This is a genomic window from Nonomuraea sp. NPDC004702 (assembly GCF_053601695.1).
Genome location: NZ_JBSGCE010000107.1, coordinates 1 through 18,739, shown reverse-complemented (window position 1 = coordinate 18,739; position 18,739 = coordinate 1). Strand labels below are relative to the sequence as shown.

At 71.0% G+C, this 18,739-nt stretch carries 20 protein-coding genes; 5 read left to right on the top strand and 15 right to left on the bottom strand.

All coding sequences use genetic code 11. The features are described from left to right. Window positions 1-620 precede the first annotated feature (620 nt). Together ACWEJ6_RS50685 and ACWEJ6_RS50680 are read left to right on the top strand one after the other, a co-directional pair. Window positions 621-857, top strand: coding sequence for a hypothetical protein (locus ACWEJ6_RS50685; RefSeq protein ID WP_452432715.1), 237 nt, complete (start codon window positions 621-623; stop codon window positions 855-857). A gap of 146 nt (window positions 858-1,003) precedes the next feature. After that, a complete protein-coding gene (locus tag ACWEJ6_RS50680; protein ID WP_452432713.1) occupies window positions 1,004-2,680 on the top strand; it encodes a protein kinase domain-containing protein in 1,677 nt (558 codons plus the stop codon). 53 nt (window positions 2,681-2,733) lie between these two features. Here the strand turns inward: ACWEJ6_RS50680 and ACWEJ6_RS50675 are convergent, their stop codons facing one another. The 11 genes from ACWEJ6_RS50675 to ACWEJ6_RS50625 all read right to left on the bottom strand — a co-directional run bounded on the left by ACWEJ6_RS50675 (window position 2,734) and on the right by ACWEJ6_RS50625 (window position 11,730). Beyond that, window positions 2,734-3,129 carry a MerR family transcriptional regulator gene (locus ACWEJ6_RS50675; protein ID WP_387682747.1) on the bottom strand — a complete coding sequence of 132 codons (396 nt, stop codon included), beginning with the start codon at window positions 3,127-3,129 and terminating at the stop codon, window positions 2,734-2,736. 589 nt (window positions 3,130-3,718) lie between these two features. Next, on the bottom strand, window positions 3,719-4,468 hold the full coding sequence (locus ACWEJ6_RS50670) for a PP2C family protein-serine/threonine phosphatase (protein ID WP_452432711.1): 750 nt from the start codon (window positions 4,466-4,468) through the stop codon (window positions 3,719-3,721). A 79-nt stretch (window positions 4,469-4,547) separates the two neighbouring features. Beyond that, complete coding sequence (locus ACWEJ6_RS50665; RefSeq protein ID WP_452432709.1) at window positions 4,548-6,347, bottom strand: ABC transporter ATP-binding protein; 1,800 nt, start codon at window positions 6,345-6,347, stop codon at window positions 4,548-4,550. Continuing rightward, window positions 6,344-6,829: a TlpA family protein disulfide reductase gene (locus tag ACWEJ6_RS50660; protein ID WP_452432707.1), complete on the bottom strand. Its 486-nt coding sequence runs from the start codon at window positions 6,827-6,829 to the stop codon at window positions 6,344-6,346. Before ACWEJ6_RS50660 ends, ACWEJ6_RS50665 begins: the two co-directional genes overlap by 4 nt. After that, window positions 6,829-7,326, bottom strand: a complete 498-nt coding sequence (locus ACWEJ6_RS50655; RefSeq protein WP_452432705.1) for a MauE/DoxX family redox-associated membrane protein — start codon at window positions 7,324-7,326, stop codon at window positions 6,829-6,831. Before ACWEJ6_RS50655 ends, ACWEJ6_RS50660 begins: the two co-directional genes overlap by 1 nt. 67 nt (window positions 7,327-7,393) lie before the next feature. Continuing rightward, on the bottom strand, window positions 7,394-7,573 hold the full coding sequence (locus tag ACWEJ6_RS50650; RefSeq protein WP_125645566.1) for a hypothetical protein: 180 nt from the start codon (window positions 7,571-7,573) through the stop codon (window positions 7,394-7,396). Window positions 7,574-7,669: 96 nt separating this feature from the next. Beyond that, window positions 7,670-8,542 carry an ArsR/SmtB family transcription factor gene (locus ACWEJ6_RS50645; RefSeq protein ID WP_452432703.1) on the bottom strand — a complete coding sequence of 291 codons (873 nt, stop codon included), beginning with the start codon at window positions 8,540-8,542 and terminating at the stop codon, window positions 7,670-7,672. A 51-nt stretch (window positions 8,543-8,593) separates the two neighbouring features. Then, window positions 8,594-9,043 (bottom strand): S26 family signal peptidase, encoded by a 450-nt coding sequence (locus ACWEJ6_RS50640; protein ID WP_452432701.1) that lies wholly within the window; start codon window positions 9,041-9,043, stop codon window positions 8,594-8,596. Window positions 9,044-9,282: 239 nt separating this feature from the next. Continuing rightward, the gene (locus ACWEJ6_RS50635; RefSeq protein WP_352356176.1) at window positions 9,283-9,474 is read right to left on the bottom strand and encodes a hypothetical protein; all 192 of its coding nucleotides are present in this window, start codon (window positions 9,472-9,474) and stop codon (window positions 9,283-9,285) included. A gap of 220 nt (window positions 9,475-9,694) precedes the next feature. After that, window positions 9,695-10,282 carry a T6SS immunity protein Tdi1 domain-containing protein gene (locus tag ACWEJ6_RS50630; RefSeq protein ID WP_452432699.1) on the bottom strand — a complete coding sequence of 196 codons (588 nt, stop codon included), beginning with the start codon at window positions 10,280-10,282 and terminating at the stop codon, window positions 9,695-9,697. A 170-nt stretch (window positions 10,283-10,452) separates the two neighbouring features. Further along, complete coding sequence (locus tag ACWEJ6_RS50625; RefSeq protein ID WP_452432697.1) at window positions 10,453-11,730, bottom strand: serine hydrolase domain-containing protein; 1,278 nt, start codon at window positions 11,728-11,730, stop codon at window positions 10,453-10,455. A gap of 193 nt (window positions 11,731-11,923) precedes the next feature. Here ACWEJ6_RS50625 and ACWEJ6_RS50620 point away from each other — a divergent pair, with 193 nt between their 5' ends. Then, window positions 11,924-12,997: a serine hydrolase domain-containing protein gene (locus ACWEJ6_RS50620; RefSeq protein WP_452432695.1), complete on the top strand. Its 1,074-nt coding sequence runs from the start codon at window positions 11,924-11,926 to the stop codon at window positions 12,995-12,997. A gap of 65 nt (window positions 12,998-13,062) precedes the next feature. Here ACWEJ6_RS50620 and ACWEJ6_RS50615 read toward each other — a convergent pair whose 3' ends face one another. After that, window positions 13,063-13,203, bottom strand: a complete 141-nt coding sequence (locus ACWEJ6_RS50615) for a hypothetical protein (RefSeq protein WP_352356170.1) — start codon at window positions 13,201-13,203, stop codon at window positions 13,063-13,065. A gap of 227 nt (window positions 13,204-13,430) precedes the next feature. Between ACWEJ6_RS50615 and ACWEJ6_RS50610 the strand changes: the two genes are divergently transcribed. After that, window positions 13,431-14,759, top strand: coding sequence for a WD40 repeat domain-containing protein (locus tag ACWEJ6_RS50610; RefSeq protein ID WP_452432693.1), 1,329 nt, complete (start codon window positions 13,431-13,433; stop codon window positions 14,757-14,759). Window positions 14,760-14,805: 46 nt separating this feature from the next. Here ACWEJ6_RS50610 and ACWEJ6_RS50605 read toward each other — a convergent pair whose 3' ends face one another. After that, window positions 14,806-15,414: a DUF6461 domain-containing protein gene (locus tag ACWEJ6_RS50605; protein WP_452432691.1), complete on the bottom strand. Its 609-nt coding sequence runs from the start codon at window positions 15,412-15,414 to the stop codon at window positions 14,806-14,808. A 161-nt stretch (window positions 15,415-15,575) separates the two neighbouring features. Between ACWEJ6_RS50605 and ACWEJ6_RS50600 the strand changes: the two genes are divergently transcribed. Beyond that, window positions 15,576-15,782: a hypothetical protein gene (locus ACWEJ6_RS50600; protein ID WP_352356164.1), complete on the top strand. Its 207-nt coding sequence runs from the start codon at window positions 15,576-15,578 to the stop codon at window positions 15,780-15,782. 144 nt (window positions 15,783-15,926) lie between these two features. Here ACWEJ6_RS50600 and ACWEJ6_RS50595 read toward each other — a convergent pair whose 3' ends face one another. Further along, window positions 15,927-16,901 carry a threonine ammonia-lyase gene (locus ACWEJ6_RS50595; RefSeq protein WP_452432689.1) on the bottom strand — a complete coding sequence of 325 codons (975 nt, stop codon included), beginning with the start codon at window positions 16,899-16,901 and terminating at the stop codon, window positions 15,927-15,929. Window positions 16,902-16,918: 17 nt separating this feature from the next. Continuing rightward, window positions 16,919-18,739, bottom strand: a 1,821-nt coding sequence (locus ACWEJ6_RS50590; protein ID WP_452432687.1) for an MFS transporter, incomplete at its 5' end; no start/stop codon positions are given.

The following is an 18,739-nucleotide window of genomic DNA, read 5'->3' as shown; positions in this document are numbered from 1 at the left end:
ATCCTGCTCTGCCAGCTCGGCTACTCCGTCCCGAACCCCGCCCACCTGATGAACGACTTCTGGACCACCCTCTACCAGGCCCTCGACGACTGACCCGGGTACGGCGGCGAGCACGCCGACCGCCGGCGCAACAGCGGTCCTCGGGGCGGCGGGCAGCAGCTCGCCGCGGTGGCCCGGCTGTTCGCCCGCACGGAGTGGACGGCCCGGAACGCCGACGATCCCGTGTCACTAGCGCAGGTGGCGCGGCTGGCGGGGCAGGAGATCGGGTGGAGCCCGGACCGGGCCGACTTCAGTACGGCCGTCTCAACCGGGAGGCCCGGCTGGAAGGCGGCATTGACCTGCCCAAGCAGCAGTACAACCGGTGGTTCCGCGCGCTCGGGCGTCTCTCGGCCAAGGCTGCCAGGCTCGGCGACGGCCAGGAGCTGCGGCGGCTGGTGCTGGTCGGCCGCAGCGGCTTCGCCACCGATATCCCTGGGACAGGTTCGCGGCCCCGGCCCAGCTGGCCGAGATGCAGAAGACCGTGCCGGTGGCCGGCGTGTCAGGGGCGTACGGCCTCGGTATCTTCGCCACCGACCTGCCGCGCGGACGCTTCTGGGGGGCACAGCGGCGGCGTCTTCGGCATGGCCACCGACTCCTACACCAGCCCGGACGGCGCCCGACAGCTCTCCATGGGCGTCAACCGCACGAAGTACCAGAGCCTGGACGAGAACGGCAACTTCGTGATCAGCCCCATCGACTACGCCACCGTCGACTACCTGCTGCTGGGGCTCTGCGGTCAGAGCCCGGCGCGCACGAAGGCGGCGCAGCCGGAGATCGTCCCGTTCGCCGTGGACCGGCTGGTCTCCGTCAAGCGCTAGCGTCACGCCGCTCAGCACGAATTCCGGAGGCCGCACAGAGTTGAGGTGCTGTCCAGGCAGCGCCCCGGCGTGGCCGGCTTTTGTCATATACCGGTGGCCCCTGTTTTGGGATCATCGACACCGACCGGCGATGATCTCGACGAGGAATGAGTCACCATGACCGACCCCCTACGCGATGGCGACCCGGCTCGCATCGGCTCCTACCGGCTGCACGCGAGGCTCGGTGGGGGCGGGATGGGAGAGACATCCCCCGGAGCGGGCGCCTGGTCGCCGTCAAAGTGGTGCGCCCGGAGCTGGCCGGCGACAGCGACTTCCGGCGCCGCTTCACTTCCGAGGTGGACGCCGCCCGCAAGGTCGGCGGCTTTTACACCGCCCAGGTCGTGGACGCCGACACCGACGCCGTCCGGCCGTGGCTGGCCACCGCCTACATCCCCGGCCCCTCCCTGCACCAAGCCGTCGACGAGCACGGGCCGCTCCCCGTGGAGTCGGCCGCCGTGCTCGGCGCCGGGCTTGCCGAAGGACTCGCCGCCGTGCACGCCTGCGGGATGGTGCACCGCGACCTCAAACCCGGCAACGTCATCCTTGCTGAGGACGGGCCCCGCCTGATCGACTTCGGCATCGCCCGCGCCCTGGACGCCACCAGCCACACCCAGACCTCCACCGTGCTGGGCACCGCCGCGTTCATGTCCCCCGAACAGGCCATGGGCCGGGAGGTCGGGCCGCCCTCGGACGTGTTCTCGCTCGGCTGCGTGCTCGCCTTCACCGTGACCGGCCGCAGCCCCTTCGGGACGGGGCCCGTCCACGCGGTCGTCTTCCGCGTGGTGCACGCCGAGCCCGATCTTCAAGGAGTGCCCGCCCCCCTGGCCGCTCTGGTGGCGGACTGTCTGGCCAAGGACCCCGCCGCCCGGCCCGGCCTGGAGCAGGTGCTGACCCGGCTCACCGCGCTCGTTTCGCCCGACCAGGGGCGGTGGCTGCCTGAGGCGCTCACCCAGGCCATCGCCGACCGCCGGACCCTGGCGCTGACGGCTCTTCACGACCCGGCCACCGCGACCGACGGTGGCGGCCCCCGAGCGATGGCGCCACCACCGTCCGGCCACGCGAATCCGCCGGGGGCGCCCCAGCCCTTGCTGGTCAACGAACGCCGCCATATGCGCGGCCGTGACCCCCTGCACTCCGCCACCGGCCAGCAGATCGCCGCCTATGTGCTGCTTGCCCTCTTCACCCTGATCTCCGTGAGCACAGTGGTGTACCAGCTCGATTTCGCCGACGACGCGAGACGGTGGCACCGGGTGGAGAGCTACGACGAAACCGAGATGGTCGGCCAGATCATGCTGGCGGCCCAGGTCGTCTCCGGCGTGGAATTGACGGCGTCCTGGCTGCTCTGGTTCTTCCGGGTACGAGTCGTCGCCGAACGGCTCGCGCCCGGCCGGCTGCGCTACCGCCCCTCCATGGCCGCATTCGGCTGGTTCATCCCGATCGGCAACCTGTGGCTGCCCAAGCAGATCGCCGACGACATCTGGCACGCCTCCAGCCCCCCTGGACGCGGCGGCACGACAGCCCCGGCCGGTCTGCTGCACACATGGTGGGCCCTGTGGCTGGTCACTTTCCTGACCTGGCCCCTCTTCTGGATCGAGTGGACGACACTCCTCACCAAGGACTACGACTCCGAGACGTACGAGGACACCCTTGGCCTGAGGTACGAATTCACGTGGGCGACCTGGGCCAGCGTGGCTGTGCACGTGCTGGTCGTACCGACGGCGATCGTCACCGCCCTGTTCGTGCGGCGACTGGGCGCCATGCAGGCGGCCAGACTCGACACCTGACGAGCGAACGGCCGGTCCTGATGCCCCCGGGTGTGGCCGGGGGCGGAAGGCGGTCAGTGGCGCCGGCGGAGTTCTTCGTTGATGCGCAGCGCCTCGGCGAGCTGGTCTTCCAGGATGATGATGCGGCAGGCCGCTTCCAGCTGGGTGCCGGCGTCGACGAGTTCGCGGGCGCGGGCGGCCAGGCGCAGCTGGTAGCGGGAGAAACGGCGGTGCCCGCCCTCGCTGCGCAGCGGCTCGATCAGCTTGGCGGCGCCGAGGCTGCGCAGGAACGCCGGGGTGACGCCGAGGAGCTCGGCGGCCCGGCCCATGCTGTAGGCGGGATAGTCCTCGTCATCGAGCCGCTGCCCGAGACTGCCGGCCGCTTCGACCTCCTGAACCGGGTGATCACCGGTGGGGCTGGGCCGCTCCCGCTTGGACGCGGTGACCGTTGCCAGAGGTGTTTGATCCATTCAACCTTCCCGAATGCGAACAGGGGCCCCGGCGCCATGATGCGCCGGGGCCCAGAGGTTTAACACCATCGACCGGCCCTGCCTGCGTGCTGCAGGGGCGGTTCACTTATGCCGCACCAGCCGCCCGATGCGGGGGTGCGGGGATCGCGTAAGCGTGACCGTAGACCACCGTCCTGTTCGTGGAGCTGCGGTACCCGTGCGGCGACATGCGGCCGGCGACGGGCGATCCTGATGGCGTTCAACACTCCTTTCCGGTTATCCGTACCTCGGCGCCCCGATCGCTGGCGCCGACTTTCCGTAATCGGCAGCGCGTCCACCGCCCCGGCCCCTCTTGCTCAACCACACTGGCCGCGGCAGTCCGACCTTCTGCCCTACCTCGTTCTGTACTGCTGTCCACGTCCGTCCGGGCAGCCTCATCGTGGTGCTCGTGCTGCCCTCGTGGATTCATCCCTTGCGATGTCAGGAACTCTAGCTCCTCTTGGCGCGAATGTCTACAGTGGCGACTACAGATTTTCTTTCGCATCAGAGGTAAGGGCCCGCCTCACAGCCAACCCCCCTCCCGGGAAGAGCTAGCCCTGGGGTTGCTCGGCTAGTCGATGAACGTGTATTCCTCTCGGTGCTCCTCGAAATCGACGAATTCGACGACGACCATGGTGATGTTGTCCGGACCGCCGTGCTCCACGGCAAGGGCTTCGAGGCGATCGGCCACATCCGCCGATCCGCCGGGGCCGCTCAGAACGTCCATCAGGAGCGGGTGAGGGATCGCCGCGCCGAGTCCGCCGGTGCACAGCAGGATCCGGTCACCGGGGTGCAGGCGGAAAGTCACCAGGTCAGGGGCGCGTTCGTGGGGTCGTCCATCAAGGAAGTTCGGGATGCGTTCCGGTGAGTTCGGCGCGCCGGGGGCCTCGGCCATGCCGTGGGCACGACTCGCGGTCGTCCAGATGAGTTCAGCGGCTCCGCCGGCGGTTCGTCGCGTGAAGTACGCCTGTGTATCGCCTGCGTTGGTGAAGACCGCCATGGTTCCGGACCACGCCATGGCAACCAGGTCGGCGCCCATGCCCGCCAGTTCGGGTTGCGCTTCGATCTTTCGCTGAAGGGACTCGTTCGCGGATCTGAGCGCATGTTCGACAACGGTGGTCAGGTCCGAGGGATCGATTTCGCGGTCGTACTTCCGCAGGGTTTCGGTCACGAGGTGGCTGGCGACGTCGCCGGCGACTCGTTCCCTGCGGCCGTCGGCGACCGCGAACACATAGGGACCTGTGCAGATGTCGTCCACGATGTGCCGGCGCGCGGACCCGGAACAGGTGCGGGAGGCCGCGTTCCAGGTGAGGTTCACCATTTTCGTCTGCCTGCCGGTTCGGGGTGGGGGTTGTCGGCTTGATCAGTCTGCCATCGTGTACATCTGGCCTGAGGCGGCTTCAGGCGTGCTCGACGGTGTAGCCGCTGGCCTGGAGGGTGAACAGGCGGGCGTATTCGCCGCCGGCGGCCATGAGGGTGGTGTGGGTGCCCTGTTCGGCGACTCTGCCCTCCGCCAGCACCACGATGAGGTCGGCGTCCTTGACCGCGCTCAGCCGGTGGGAGATCAGCAGGCTGGTGCGGCCGGCCCGATGCTCGCGCAACCTGTGGTGGATGGCGTGCTCGGCCTCCGCGTCGAGCCCGGCGCTCGGCTCGTCCAGGACGAGCAGGTCGCGTTCGCCCCTGATCAACGCTCTGGCCAGGGCGAGCCGTTGCCACTGGCCGCCGGACAGCACGACGCCGGAGGTCTCGGCCGCGTCGAGGAAGCGGTTGCTGAGCAACGTGTCGTAGCCGTGCGGCAGGGCGTCCAGCGCCGTGTGCACCCCGGCCAGCCGGGCCGCCGTCCTGACCTGCTCGGGCGAGGCGCCGAGTGAGCCGAGTGAGATGTTCTCCGCCGCGGTGAAGTCGTAGGCCACGTAGTCCTGGAAGACCGCGGTCAGCCGGGAGCGCAGTTCGGCGGGGTCGGCGTCGCGCAGGTCCGTCCCGTCCCAGCGGACCGCGCCGCGCGACGGGTCGTAGAACCGGCACAGCAGTTTGACCAGCGTCGACTTGCCGGCGCCGTTGAGCCCCACGAGCGCGACGCAGGCGCCGTGCGGGATGGTGAGATCCACTCCGCGCAACACCCACGGTCGCCCCTCGCCGTAGCGGAACCAGACGTCCCGCATCTCGATCCCGGAGCGGAGGGCGGGCAGCGGGCGGGGCGGGCGGCGTACGGGAAGGTCCGGGGCGGCGGAGACGACGGCGCGGTAGTGTCCGAAGACCAGCAGCGCCTGGTGCAGCCGGGCGACCTGGGTGACCCCGCCCGACAGCGCGCCCTGCACCCCGGCGACGGCGGCGGCGAAGACGGCCACGTCGCCCACGCCGAGCCGGCCGCCGGCGATCGCCCAGATCAGTCCGGCGCCGCCGATGGCGGCGCCCAGCAGGGCGAGCAGCCCGTGTCCCGCCAGCGCGCGCCGTTCCAGGGCCTCCTCCTGGCGGTTGACCGCGCGGATCTCGCCGAGGAGACGGTCGCGCAGGTACGCGCCCAGCCCGAACAGCCGCACCTCCTTGGCCGGCTCGACCTCGGTGAGCAGCCCGGCGTAGAAGATCTGGCGGCGCATCGCCGGGCTGATCTGCCATTCGAGACCCACCTTGCGCCTGCTCAGCGACAGTTGCACGCCCAGCGACGGCAGCGCCGACAGCAGGACGATCGCCGTCATGACCGGGCTCAGCGCCGTGAGCGCGGCGACGAACCCGGCCAGCGTGACCAGCCCGCGCACCAGCGACAGGCCGGGGGCCAGGATCTGGTTGGCCGCGCCGGTCCCGGCCTGCTCGGCCAGCCTGAGCCGGTCGCGGAAGCGGGGGTTCTCGAACGGGCCCAGGCCGACGAAGGCGTTGACCGAGGTGAACAGGCGCTCGCGGGTCAGCAGGCCCAGGCCGCGGCGCAGCCGTCCGTCGGTGTGTTCGGTGAGGTGCGGCAGCAGCGCGGCGACCAGGCCGACCACGCCGAGCATGATCGTGGGCATCAGTACGGCCCGGCCGCCCGCCAGGCCGTCCAGGATCAGCTTGGTGCACCAGGCGGCGGCCACCGGCGTCGTGCCGCCGGCGAGGACGGCGAGCACCGAGCAGACGGCGGCGACCGGGGCGGCCCGCCAGGCCGAACCCCACACCGTCACGGCCCGCCCGGCCAGCCGCAACACACCGGGCGAGACGTCGTGGGTCATGCGGTGACGGGAGCGCCGAGCCCGGCCACGGTGACCGCGCGCGACCTGACCCGGCCGGAGTCGTCGAGCAGGTAGAAGGCGGGGAAGGCGGAGTTGGGGAAGGCCAGGCAGACCGGCCCGTTGGCGGGCTCGGCGAGCACGGTGGCGCTGCCGCGCAGCGCGTCCGCGTAGCTCTCCCCGCCGGGGCCGGACACGACGGCGAGCACCTGCGAGGGGGAGTAGCCCGCGTTGGCGACGAGCTGGAGGAACGGCGGCAGTTGCCCGGGGCAGGCCTGGCACTCGGTGTCGAAGAAGCCGATCACCGAGGGCCGCCCGATCCCGCGCACGTCCGGGACGGTCGAGCCCACCGGCAGCAACGGCGGCCCCGAGGGAGCGGCGTGCTGCTCGGCGTGGCGCACCCTGCGGATCACCGCGAACGTCAGCACCAGGTTGAGCGCGCTCATGACGCCCACGATGACCAGGGCTGCGATGACGTACGGCATCAGAGGTTCCTCTCCAGGAGAAGGTCGGCGAGGTCGTCGAAGAGCACCAGCACGGCGGCGAGCACCGCGGCGGCGACCAGCGCCAGCGCCACCCCGGCGAGTTCGACGCGCCCGCCCGGCGTCACCCAGCCGGTGACCGCGACCGCGATCAGCAGCAGGTTGCGCACGATCTGGGCGCGGCTCAGCGGAGCGGCGGTGACGCCGAAGCACCGGCAGGCGGCGGCGGAGCCGCGGCGCAGGGCCAGCAGGATCGCGGCGGCGAAGGCCGCGAGCAGCACGGCGGCCAGCACGAACCCCGCGCGCTCACCCAGGGCGAGCAGCGCCACGGCGGCGCTCTCGCCGGCCAGTACGGCCACCGCGACCGGCGCGGCGGGCAGCCCGGGAGCCAGACCGGGGACGGAGGACACGAAGGCGCGCCAGCCGGTGGCCTTGCCCGCCAGCGCGGCCAGGAAGACCAGGCAGAGCACGGCCCTGCAGCCCAGCTCTATGTACGGCATGGCGCTCCTTCACGGGTGGTGCCGCCCACGACCCCCTGCGAAGGGGGCGTGGGCGGGGTGTGGAGGGTCAGCAGCACTCGTAGCAGGACACGTAGGTCGTGCAGTCCGGCCGCACGCAGGTCCACGCGGTGTGGTCGAGCCAGTGGTAGCACCAGCACTCGTAGGGGCACCCCCTGGCGTCCGCGGTGCTGGCGGGCAGCAGGGCGCCGAGCATCCGGTCGCCCAACGCCTTGAGTGTGCGAGTCATCCGACCTCCTGGGTGAGAGGGGCTGTATTCGCCTGATCATCACCATCGGGTCAGGGGAGGGGCAATCCTTTCGGACCGCCACCGAAATGCGACAAATCAGGCGCTGTATTCGAGGAGTTCGTGGCCCAGCGAGGTGAGCACGTGCCGCACGGCCCGGCCCTCGCGGTAGGTGTTCACGAGCCCCGCCAGCCGCAACGCCGTCACGTGCTCGGACACCGTGGACGCGCTCACCGCCAGCGACCTGGCCAGCTCGCCGGTCGCCGAGCCGCCGCCGATCGAGCGCAGCACCCTGGCGCGGGCCTGCCCGACGACCTGGGCCAGGGCGTCCACCGACGCGGGACGCCGGGCGCCCTCGTCGCCGGCCGGATAGGCGATGACCGCCCTGCTGCCGCCGCGGGGCGGCGACAGCGCGAGGAAGCAGCGGCTGGCGCACATCAGCGGCGAGAACGCCACGCCCCCGTCGCCGAGCTCCACCGGCGACGGGCACAGGTCCGAGGTGTCGATCTGCAGGGCGCAGCCGTACCAGCTCAGCCTGGGGGTGAGCCTGGGCAGCGTACGGCCGAATCCCCGCACGCAGATCAGCTCGGAGTAGCGGTTCACGTGGGCGTTCAGGCGGTGGCGGATCGCGTCCCACTCGGGGGCCACGCAGCTGACGTAGAAGGCGCGGAGCGCGTCGGCGACGTCACCGAGACCGGGCTGGACGTCGAGTTCGTCGTTGAGCGTGCCCGCGCCGGGCGGCAGCGGCAGGTCGGCCCAGAGGAAACCGGACACGCTGTGCGGCGCGTGGTGGACACGCCGGACGAACGGCATGGCTCTGGCGGGCGTCCTGCGCGCCAGATCCCGCCACGGCGATCCGGGTACGGCGAAGCCGGGATGATACAGGCACAGGGCGGCGAACAGGGTGTGGTGCAGCGGGGAGATGGTGAAGGTGGTCGCGGCCAGTCCTGCGGCAGAAAAGACCAGACGCATATCCCAGCCCCGTTGTCAGGAAATGTCCGGACATAATGGAGTATGGGGCTGTTAAGACGTACTAACAAGGGTGCGTAGGACGACCCCCAGAACCCGATCGGCCGGGACGAGCCCCCACAACCGCGAGTCCGCGCTGATCTCCCCGTCCCCCAGCACCACGAGCTTTCCCGGCGGCACCGTGGCGGGCAGCCCGGGGCACTGCGGCGGCACCGGTTCGCCCGGCAGCGCCGCGACCCGCTTGACCACCCAGTCGGCGGCCGCGACCTCGGGCAGCGGCCCGTCCCGCCACCGCATTCCCGGCCCGATCGGTTCGAGCACCACGATCTGCCCGCGCCGGACCGCCTTCCCGCGCAGCACCAGCAACCGGTCGCCGGGCCGCAACGCCGGCACCATGCTCTCCCCCCGTACGGTCACCACCGCCAGCCGGCGCCTGGCGGCGAACGCGACCACGACCACGACCAGCAGGGCGGCGGATCCGGCGAATACGGCGATCATGGGCATGGCGCGAGCGTAAACGTCCGGCCTGTGGGGCTCAAGAACTCGTCCGGTCGGACGGGAGGGGCTGAAGTCCTGTCCACGACGGACACCGTCGCCCGGCGAGGGCGACGCTCGGACGGCGTGGGGCGCCCGTTCCTCGGGGGCGAACACTCATGGGGACGGGCGCGGTTCTGCGGCGTCGAGGAACACCTCGTTCCTGCAGCGCGGAGGCTTGCGCGGGTGACCTCGCGGTGGTGATCCGGCTAGTCGGGGGAGCGCAGGAGCATTGCCTCCACCTCGGAACCGGCGTCGGCCGTGCAGACGTACGTGGGCCTTCCGGTCGCCGGGTCAACGGCGTACAGGGTCGCCCGCTTGCCGCACTTCGAGCACCAGGCGTCCGGCCCGCCGCCGAGTTCGGCCAGGCCGACCTTGATCTCTGGGATAACAAAAGCCATGCGGGCAGCGTAGGTCGGCATGGTCAGGACGTCCGTGGTGACAGGGCGTCATGCGGAATCCATGCCCGCAGATTGTTCGACACGGGAGGTGCCGGGCCTGGTGGTGGCGCGGTGCGGAACGGTCAGTACACCGGGCTCGTCCGCTGCCACTGGTTCCGCGGAGGCGGCCCTTGTCTGCCGGGCCGAACCTGCTCATGGACCTCGGTGAGCACGCAGCCCACTACGACGCCCGGTTCGAGGTCCCTTGCCGGAGCTCTCCGGCGACATGCCAGTAGATCTGGATGTCGAATCGGCTCAGATTGGCCACGCGATCCTCGCCGCCCAGGAAAAGCGGAACGTCATAACCCAGGCACTCGCCGAAGCCCAAGGGGGCCGTGTCGATGGCACGCCACTCCTCGTAGAAAGTCTCGGCCAAGGCTTCGTCGGCGTGGTCGACCAGCTCGCCGTCGTGGAAATCGGAAAAGGGCACCGGGATCTCCAGGACTTGGCCGGTCCCCGGCTCCAGCATGAGTATCGGAGGGTCTTCCGTCTCGTGTGCTCGTAGGTCCAGAGAGAACTGCCGTCCCAGCCAGTCGAATCCGAAGCACGACAGATCGCCGAACTCCGGAAAGGCGTGCGCGGCGAAGGCGTCGGCCTCTGCGCGAGAGGCCCACGTGTGAATCCGGTACAGGCCGTCGTCGAAAGTGGACCCGCCGAACTCTGACAACAGCTTGTCGGTCACGCGGCGGCGTCCGCCGGGAAGAGGGGCGCCTTCGTCGGTCCCCGCATTCGCCGTCAGGCCATGGGCTTGCAGGAACCGATTCAGCATTTTCTACCGCTTCCTTCGTGTGCTTTACCTGCCGGAACGTCGTCGGGGGCCGTGGTCGGGGCGACGGTTCTTGAATGACGCGCAGTTCCGCCCTGCCGGTTGGTTCCATGACGCCCGCACCGCCGTCGTGGGCGGGCGGGCGCCGGTTGCCGGTGAACGGCGAGGGCCTGTCAGAGGTAGGTGCCGTACAGGTCCACGGCGGGCCAGGTGGTCACCGCGTTGGCGGCCTTGTGGAGGGCCGGGTCGATGTCGGCGTAGCTCAGGCCGGAGGCGTCGTCGCGCTGGTTGAAGAGCGCGGCCCAGGTCAGCCCGTCATACCGCCGCACCAGCAAGGTGTAGGTGCCGGGGAGGCTGCCGGTGTGCCAGGTGTTGCGGCCGCCGGTGACGTTGCGGACCGACCAGCCGCAGCCGTACCACCAGCCGTCGCCGTTGACGCCGGTCTCGGGTTGGGCGAAGGCCCGGGAGATCGACGTCGAGGTGAGCACGGAGCCGGCGGCGTCGAAGATCCCGGCGAAGCGCACCAGGTCGACCGCCGTTCCCAGCCAGCCGCCGTGCGCGTCCATGTTCTCCAGGTTGAACGAACCGTACGGAGCCGGGACGGACGTGCCGGAGGCGTCGAACACCGTCTTTCCCGTGTACTTCGAGACGTACGGCACCTCGCCGGTGACGGCGCCCGCCTTGAGCGTGCGCCCGAGCCTCATCCGGGTGATCCCGCGCGGCCCGAGGATCTTCTGCTGCACGTACGTGCCGTACGGCATGCCGCTGACCTTCTCGATGATCCGGCCGAGCAGCAGGTAGTCGTAGTTGGCGTAGGCGTACGTGCTGCCGGGGTCGTGGTCCAGGGCGAGGCCGCCGGCGTACCGCATGATGTCGGCCTGGCGGACGGGCAGCGCCGCGCCGAGCGCCCTGGAGACCGCCAGGTCGCTGAACATGGGGTCGGCGGTGATGGACGAGTCCCAGCCGCCCAGGTGCTGCAGCAACCTGAGGACGGTCACGTCCTTCAGCCGGGGATCCACCGTCTTGCCGGACGGCGGCGTCAGCGGGAGCAGGTCGGGCAGCCGGTCGGTGAGCTTGAGCTTGCCGTCCTGCACCAGCTTGAGGACGGCCGCGCCGGTGATGGGCTTGCTCAGGCTGGCGATCCGGAACAGCGAGGTCGGCTGGGTCTTCAGGGTGGTGCTGGTCGTCCAGGTGTAGCCGCGGGCCAGGACGAGCTTGCCCTTGCGGGTGACGGCGAGCGATCCGCAGGAGAGGTTACGGGCCTGCATGAAAGCCTTCATGGTGCTGTCGAAACTGCCCAGCCCGGCTCCCATGGTTCCGGTCGTCTTCCACGTCCCGGCGGCGGCGTCCGCCCTGCCCGGCTGACCGGCGACGAGCCCGGCGCCGGCCAATCCGAGCCCGGCCAGGCCCATCGTCCGGCCGAAATCGCGTCGGGTCAGCCTGTCAGGCATCTGTCTTCCTCCTTGATCGAACAAAACGCCACCGGGCAAACTACCTGAAACTTCGCCGCTGGCGGTGCAGACCGCGCGAGCCGGGCGTGGTAGGGCAGTCCCCACCATCCGGGCACCGGGCGGCATGATCGATTCCGGTGCTCGGCAGCCACAGGATGGGCACATCACCTCGTCCAAGGGAGTTGCCGAGAACATGCGTAGGTATCTTGCCGCAGCTGCGGCCGCCGTCGTCCTGCTGGGCGCCGCGTCCCCCGCGCCGGCCGCCGCCAAGCCGTCGTCGCCCACCCTGCAGCAGCAGCTTGACCGGTTGACCCAGCAGGACGGGCTGGCGGGTGCGCTGGTGTCGGTGCGTGAGCCCGGCGGCCGGGTCAGGACGTGGACGTCCGGCGTCGCCGAGCGCGGCTCTGACCGGCCGATGGTCGGCGCGGACGCGCACTTCCGCATCGCCAGTGTGACCAAGTCGGTTGTCGCGGCCACCGTGGTGCGCCTGGCGGACCAGGGCAAGATCGATCTGGACGCCCGGGCGGAGCGGTACGCGCCCGGTCTGCTCGACGGCAGGCCGATCACCGTGCGGCAACTGCTGACGCACACCAGCGGCCTGCCCGAGTACCTGCCGCTGATCGACCCGGCCCGCCTCGGCACCGACGCCGACGCCGACTTCCTGCGCCTCGCCCTGGACGCCGAGCCCACCGGCGAACCCGGCGAGAAGTGGGCCTACTCCAACACGAACTACCTGGTGGCCGGCATGCTCCTCCAGAAGGTCACCGGCAAGGACTTCCGGACGGTCACCCGCCAGGGCGTCCTGAAGAACCTGCGGCACACCTACTGGCCGCGTCAGAACGAGCTGGACATCCGCGGCGAGCACGCCCACACCTACGGCGTGAACCCGTTCGACCCGAAGAGCCAGGGCAAGGTGGTCGACACGACCCTGGAGCCCGGCTACCTCTTCGGCGCCTCGGGCGGCCTGATCTCCACCCCCGACGACCTGAACCGCTTCTGGCAGTCCCTGCCCGCCTCCACGATCAAGACCATGCTCGCCCGGACCGTCCCCGCCAACGACCCGCCGAAGGCCGACTACGGTCTGGGCGTCTACTCCTACCCGTTCGCCTGCGGCCCGGCCTGGATGCACGACGGCGGCCTGCCCGGCACCCGCGTCCTCAGCGGCCGCGACCGCTCGGGCCGCGCCGTCACCCTCTACGTGACCGGCACTCCGAAGAGCGACGCGCACATCTTCGAAGCCTTCGGCACCGCCCTGTGCGGCAGGTAGCCCAGGCCCATCGGGGGAGGAGCCCGGTTCGGGTCGGCTGCCTCCTTTGCCTCTCGCCACCGGCGTCAACGGCGCAGCAGCAGGCGCAGCAGGCGTAGCGCCCGGGAGCGGCGGGCCGAGTCGGCCGAGAACATGTAGATCATGGCGGGGAGTGTCACCAGCGCGGCGCTCGTCACGACCAGTGCGGCGAGGTGGGGCAGCATCATGGAGCTTCCCTTCGTGAGTTCGGCATCGCCTCGGCCGGTGCCGAGGGCGCGATATCAGGATGGGGCGCGCCGAAGTGCCGTTGACGATCTGTGCCAAGGTCTTACACGTTCCGATGAACCCGTACATCGGCTGACAGAAACTGACGGTTCCCGGCCCGGATGGCGATGTGCACGGATCCGTCACAGGTGGGTTTGGTTCTCCGGGATTCTGGAATCCTGACATCACCATGTCTCCGCAAGCCCCCCTGCCGGAGGATCCCCTCGCCGTTCTGCGCGAACGCCTGCGGGACCTGCATCTCCACGCGGGCGAGCCCAGCAGCCGGGCTCTGGCCAGGCAGACGGGCGCGATGAGCCACTCCACCGCGCACGGGGTGATCCGCTGCGTCAGCCTGCCTCGATGGGGCAACCTGGAGCTCGTGGTGGAGGCGTTGCAGGGCGACGTCACGGAGTTCAAGGCCCTGTGGATCGCCGCCCGCGACCTGCGTTCGCAGCGCGGTCGCCCGCTGGATCCCGAGACCGGGCCCACAGCCCGGACGGAGGACACCCAAGGGCCGGCCCCCGATCCACCGCATGAGCTGTACCGGCCGGTGGACGGGGCGAATGCGGAAGGTCACTCCGGCGCCGTCTGGTCGGTGGCCTTCCATCCGGACGGGCGCATCCTGGCCAGCGGCGGCGGCGACGGGACCGTGCGGCTGTGGGACACGGTGACGGGCAGGCCGTGGCGGGAGCCTCTGCTGGGCCACACGGGTGCGGTCGTGGCGGTGGCCTTCCATCCCGACGGGGATCTGGTGGCCAGTGGCGGCAGCGACAAGACGGTACGCCTGTGGACGATCGACGGGCTGCGACCGGTGGGTGAACCGTTGCACGGCCATGCCGGCACTGTCTGGTCGGTGGCCTTCCACCCGAACGGGCACATCCTGGCCAGCGGCGGCATCGACGGCACCGTGAGATTGTGGGACATCACCACGGGAAGGCCGGTGCGGGGGCCGCTCATCGACCATGACGGCGCCGGCTGGGCCCTCGCCTTCGACCTCGACGGACACCTGCTGGCCAACGGCGGGGACGACGGCATGGTCCGGTTGTGGAACACGACGTCCGGGCAGCCGGTCAGTGAGCCGTTGGCGGGTCACAGCGGCGCGGTCGTGACGGTGGCCTTCCACCCGGACGGGCACGTCCTGGCCAGCGGCGGCGACGACGAAACGGTGCGGTTGTGGGATCCCGCGTCGGGACGCGCCACGGCCGACCCCTTCGTCGGCCACATCGGCCCGGTCCGGTCGGTGGCCTTCCATCCGGGAGCGGACCTGGTGGCCAGCGCCGGCGATGACGGGTTGGTCCGGTTGTGGCAGCTCGATTCCGGAAAACAGGTGGGGCGGCCTCTCGACGGCCACACCGGTCCCGTCCGGGCCATCGCCTTCCACCCGCACGGGCATCTGCTCGCCACCGCGGGCGCCGACAGGAAGGTGCGGTTGTGGGAGAGCACTCAGCCGCCCGACCACCAAGTGCTGTACCGGCGCATCGACAACCTGCACGCCCGCTTGCGCGGGTCGAGTCCATAGCGGCGGTCGCCGGGCGAACGCCTCGGGATCCGTACCGAGGCGGTGATCATACGTTTCTGATCCTGGCGGCGAGGAATCGCAGGTCCAGCATGCTCTGGGAGAAGGCGACGCCGGTGAGCTTCTTCGCCAGCGCGAACGATCGCTGGAACGTGGCGTGGAGGCCCGGACCTTCCCACTCGTGGTAGGGATCCAGCCCAACCTCCCACATCTCCAGAATCAATCGGTCGGGCTCGCTGCCCATGCGTGTTTGAGGAGAGAGCTGGTTGAAGCAGGTGATCTCTTCGCCGTCGATCGCATAGGTGAAGTGGTCGTCGGCGTGGAGGTTTCGGCTGATCGACACGACCTCGGTCCCTTGGGAGAGAGTCGGCAGCAGGCGGTTGAAAGCGGCTGATCCTGTCCAGAGTTGGACGAGCACCGTCCAGCCCGCCGTCTCAAGCGCGCCCACGTAGTCACTGCGCAGGTTGTCGGCGTCGATGTACTCCATCGTTCGTTCCTGGAGACCGTCGAAGGTCACCTGCTCGATGTCGCCGGGCCCTGCGCCGAGGCGGGTCAGCGCTTCGCGAGGGGTGAGGGAACGGGCGAAGGACACACACGAGACGTCATAGAACGGGCCGTACGTGGCCAGCCAGTCGAACTCCTTGTACGCGTCTCTCACGTCAGCGCTCCCGTGATCAGTTGCCGGACATCATCGCAATGATCTCCGAGAGGCGCGGACGACCGGTCGGCGCCGGGAGCGGGCACCGAAAGAGCCGTTGCTGATGACAGGTGGCGGCAACGGTGCGACTGTGAAGGCAGGGCGACCTGCTGGAGGAGATCGTGGAACACCCCGAGCTGACCACGGACATGGTTCTCGCCGCCGTCCGGGATCATGGATTCGCGGCCTATGACGTCCTGGTCAAGGATTTCCCGTCGGAGGTGGTGGTCGCGGAGTTCACGAAGGCGGCCAGGTCGGGCTTCACCACCTTCGGCGTAGGGGTGCACCTGGCGTCGTTGACGGACAAGGGGCGGGAGCGTCTCGGTTAGGCACAGTCTGCGGAGTTCTGCGGGGCGCCGGATGCCGGGGTGACGGCACAACGGGCCCGGGAGTCGGGGCGGAGTGATCGTCCGATGTGGCGTGGTGACGGCGCTCGCGGGCGCCGCCACCACAGCCGTTGGCTCCGGCCTGGATCAGGTGCTTCGTGCCAGTGACTCCTGGCTGGTTTCCGGGCTGATCGCGACGTTGCCGCCGGAGAGGACCGCGACGACCGGCCCCGGCGGCAGGTGCGCCTGGTGGGTGAGGTAGGCGGCGGTGGCCACCGCGCCGCTGGGTTCGGCGCGTTCCCCCAGCTCCCGGTGGAGCAGGCCGGCGGCGGCGTCGATGGCGTCCTCGGTCACGGTCACCATGTCGTCCACGTACCGGTGGATGTGCTCCCAGGCCAGGGCGCCCAGCACCGGCGCGCGCAGGCCGTCGGCCCGCGTGCGGTAGGTCAGCTCCACCGGCCACGCCGTGCGCGTGCCCGACCGGAAGCTGGCCGTCCCGTCGGCGGCCAGCTCGGGCTCGACGCCGACCACCCGGATCGCCGGGTCGGCGGCCTTGACGGCGACCGCGATCCCGGCCAGCAGGCCGCCGTTGCAGACGGGCACCAGGACGGTCCCCGCGTCCGGCAGGTCCAGGCAGATCTCGGTCCCGGCGCTGCCGTGCCCGGCGATGACGTCGAACGCGTCGGAGCCGATCACCGTCGCGCCGAACCGGTCGGCCAGCGCCAGGCACGCCTCCTCCCGCAGCGCGGGCGGGACGATCACCACCTCCGCGCCGAGCCGGCGCGCGGCGCTGACCTTCAGCTCGGGCGCCGTGTCCGGCAGGACGACGGTCGCCCGCACCCCGTGCTCGGCGGCGGCGTAGGCGATGGCCTGGGCGTGGTTGCCCGACGACTGCGCCACCACGTGCCGGACGCCGCGCCCGGCCAGCCGGCCCACGGCGTTGGCCGCGCCGCGCACCTTGAAGGAGCGGGTGGGCTGCCGGTTCTCCGGTTTGACCCAGAGCCGTTCGCCGGGCAGCCGCAGCAGCGGCGTGCGCCGGACGTACGGCGCGATGCGGTCACCGGCCGCCAGGACGTCGGCCGCGGTGACCAGCCGCGCGCCCGCCGCCCCCTCCGTTTCCATGGGTTCAGCACCGCCGTTCATGCGCTCAGCACCCTCTCCTGGATGGCGTCCAGGTCGGCCGCGGCCTCCGAGGGCGGGGCGGCGTCCGGGACGAGGTCCTCCAGGTGGTGCAGCGGCCGGTGCCGGAGCCCCAGCAGCCCCCAGAGCACCAGGAACACGCCGCTGGCCAGCAGCACCACCCCGGCGCCCCCGCCGGGCCCGGTGGCGAACCGTCCGGCCCAGTCCGCCAGCGGGCCGGCGGAGAGGAAGCCGATCGGCTGCATGGCCGTGGCGATCATGATGTTCACCGCGAGCACCCGCCCCTGCAGCTCCGGCCCCACCTTGACCTGGATGATCGACAGCCAGTGCGCGTTGCCGATGCTCATGCACGCCAGCCGGACGAACAACCCGGCCGCGACCAGCCACACGACCGGCCACACGCCCATCAGCACCACGCCGATCCCGGAGCCGACGACGAAACCGATCATGCCGGTCGCCCGCCGCCGGGTGCCGCCCCACACCAGCACCACGCCGGTGCCCACGGCCGCGCCGACGCCGCCGACGGCGGTCACCGCGCCGAGGTCGGCCGAGTCGCCGATGGCCAGCACGACCGGGGTGACCAGCACCCACATCAGCGCGGTGCAGAAGTTCACCACCGCGAAGTAGAGCGCCATCACCATCAGCGGACGCCGCCGGCGCAGGAACCGCCACCCGCCGGTGAGCGCCGCCGTGAACGTCTCCTCGCGCCGGTGGAACAGCCGGTCGGGGAAGCGCACCAGCAGCAGCGTCAGCACGCCGACCGCGAACGTGGCCACGTCCACGGCCACCACCGCCGACAGCCCGAACAGGCCGATCAGCGCGCCGCCCGCGAGCGGCGCGACCACGTTGCCCGCGCCGAAGCCCACGTTGGCCAGCGCGTTGGCCTGCGGCAGGTACGGTTTGGGCACCAGCTGCGCGATCGCCGCCAGCCAGGCGGGCTGCTGGAACGCCGACACGACCGAGGTCACGCCCACGATGAGGCAGACGTTCCAGAACTCCAGCCGATCGGTGGTCAGCAGCAGCACCAGCGCCACCATGGCGATCCCGGACAGCGCGTCGCAGGCCAGCATGATCTTGCGCCGGTCCACCCGGTCGGCCAGCGCGCCGCCCAGCGGGGTGAGCAGCACGGCCGGGATCTGCGCCAGCATCGTGACCAGCGCCAGGTCCAGGATCTCGCCGCTGCGCTGGTAGGCCCACACGCCGAGCGCGAACGAGCTCAGCGCCGTGCCCAGCGCCGAGACGATCTGCCCGCCTGCGACGGTGTAGAAGGACCCCAGTCTGGTGCGTTCGGGCGGGCGCACCGGATCGGGCAGCGTTCCGGCCGCCCAGCGGGTCAGGTGCGCCAGCACGACGGCGGCCAGCGGCTCGGCCTGGTGCCGCAGGAAGTAGTGGCCGGCCCTGGGCAGCACGGCCCGCTCCACCCGCGGCGCGAACGCCGCCCACTCGGTGTAGCGCTCCTCGTGCAGCTCGGTGGCGCGGTCGCGCTCCCCGACCAGGCTCAGGATCGGCGCGCGCAGCGGCGTGCCCTCGCCGGCCAGCTCCTGGCCGAACCACTCCTGCGCCTGGTCGGCGTCGTGCCGCATGGCCCGTACGGCCGTGCGTTTGGCGGCCTCGTCCATGTCGTCGAGCAGCCCGCCGGAGGCGCGCAGCGCGTCGCGGAACAGCCGGTCGGACACCCAGCGGTCACCGCCGAACAGCCGCCTGACCATTCCGGGCAGCCGCGCCGCCGGGAAGCTGGCGGCGGCGATCACGCCCAGCACGGGCACGCCGTCGGCCTCCAGCTTGCGCGCGAGCGCGACGGCGGGCGCGGAGCCCACGCA

Excerpts from the sequence above, each read along its gene's own strand:
- ACWEJ6_RS50685 (WP_452432715.1), top strand. The coding sequence starts at position 621 with ATGGCCACCGACTCCTACACCAGCCCGGACGGCGCCCGACAGCTCTCC.
- ACWEJ6_RS50680 (WP_452432713.1), top strand. The coding sequence starts at position 1,004 with ATGAGTCACCATGACCGACCCCCTACGCGATGGCGACCCGGCTCGCAT.
- ACWEJ6_RS50675 (WP_387682747.1), bottom strand. The coding sequence starts at position 3,129 with ATGGATCAAACACCTCTGGCAACGGTCACCGCGTCCAAGCGGGAGCGG.
- ACWEJ6_RS50670 (WP_452432711.1), bottom strand. The coding sequence starts at position 4,468 with ATGGTGAACCTCACCTGGAACGCGGCCTCCCGCACCTGTTCCGGGTCC.
- ACWEJ6_RS50665 (WP_452432709.1), bottom strand. The coding sequence starts at position 6,347 with ATGACCCACGACGTCTCGCCCGGTGTGTTGCGGCTGGCCGGGCGGGCC.
- ACWEJ6_RS50660 (WP_452432707.1), bottom strand. The coding sequence starts at position 6,829 with ATGCCGTACGTCATCGCAGCCCTGGTCATCGTGGGCGTCATGAGCGCG.
- ACWEJ6_RS50655 (WP_452432705.1), bottom strand. The coding sequence starts at position 7,326 with ATGCCGTACATAGAGCTGGGCTGCAGGGCCGTGCTCTGCCTGGTCTTC.
- ACWEJ6_RS50650 (WP_125645566.1), bottom strand. The coding sequence starts at position 7,573 with ATGACTCGCACACTCAAGGCGTTGGGCGACCGGATGCTCGGCGCCCTG.
- ACWEJ6_RS50645 (WP_452432703.1), bottom strand. The coding sequence starts at position 8,542 with ATGCGTCTGGTCTTTTCTGCCGCAGGACTGGCCGCGACCACCTTCACC.
- ACWEJ6_RS50640 (WP_452432701.1), bottom strand. The coding sequence starts at position 9,043 with ATGCCCATGATCGCCGTATTCGCCGGATCCGCCGCCCTGCTGGTCGTG.
- ACWEJ6_RS50635 (WP_352356176.1), bottom strand. The coding sequence starts at position 9,474 with ATGGCTTTTGTTATCCCAGAGATCAAGGTCGGCCTGGCCGAACTCGGC.
- ACWEJ6_RS50630 (WP_452432699.1), bottom strand. The coding sequence starts at position 10,282 with ATGCTGAATCGGTTCCTGCAAGCCCATGGCCTGACGGCGAATGCGGGG.
- ACWEJ6_RS50625 (WP_452432697.1), bottom strand. The coding sequence starts at position 11,730 with ATGCCTGACAGGCTGACCCGACGCGATTTCGGCCGGACGATGGGCCTG.
- ACWEJ6_RS50620 (WP_452432695.1), top strand. The coding sequence starts at position 11,924 with ATGCGTAGGTATCTTGCCGCAGCTGCGGCCGCCGTCGTCCTGCTGGGC.
- ACWEJ6_RS50615 (WP_352356170.1), bottom strand. The coding sequence starts at position 13,203 with ATGATGCTGCCCCACCTCGCCGCACTGGTCGTGACGAGCGCCGCGCTG.
- ACWEJ6_RS50610 (WP_452432693.1), top strand. The coding sequence starts at position 13,431 with ATGTCTCCGCAAGCCCCCCTGCCGGAGGATCCCCTCGCCGTTCTGCGC.
- ACWEJ6_RS50595 (WP_452432689.1), bottom strand. The coding sequence starts at position 16,901 with ATGGAAACGGAGGGGGCGGCGGGCGCGCGGCTGGTCACCGCGGCCGAC.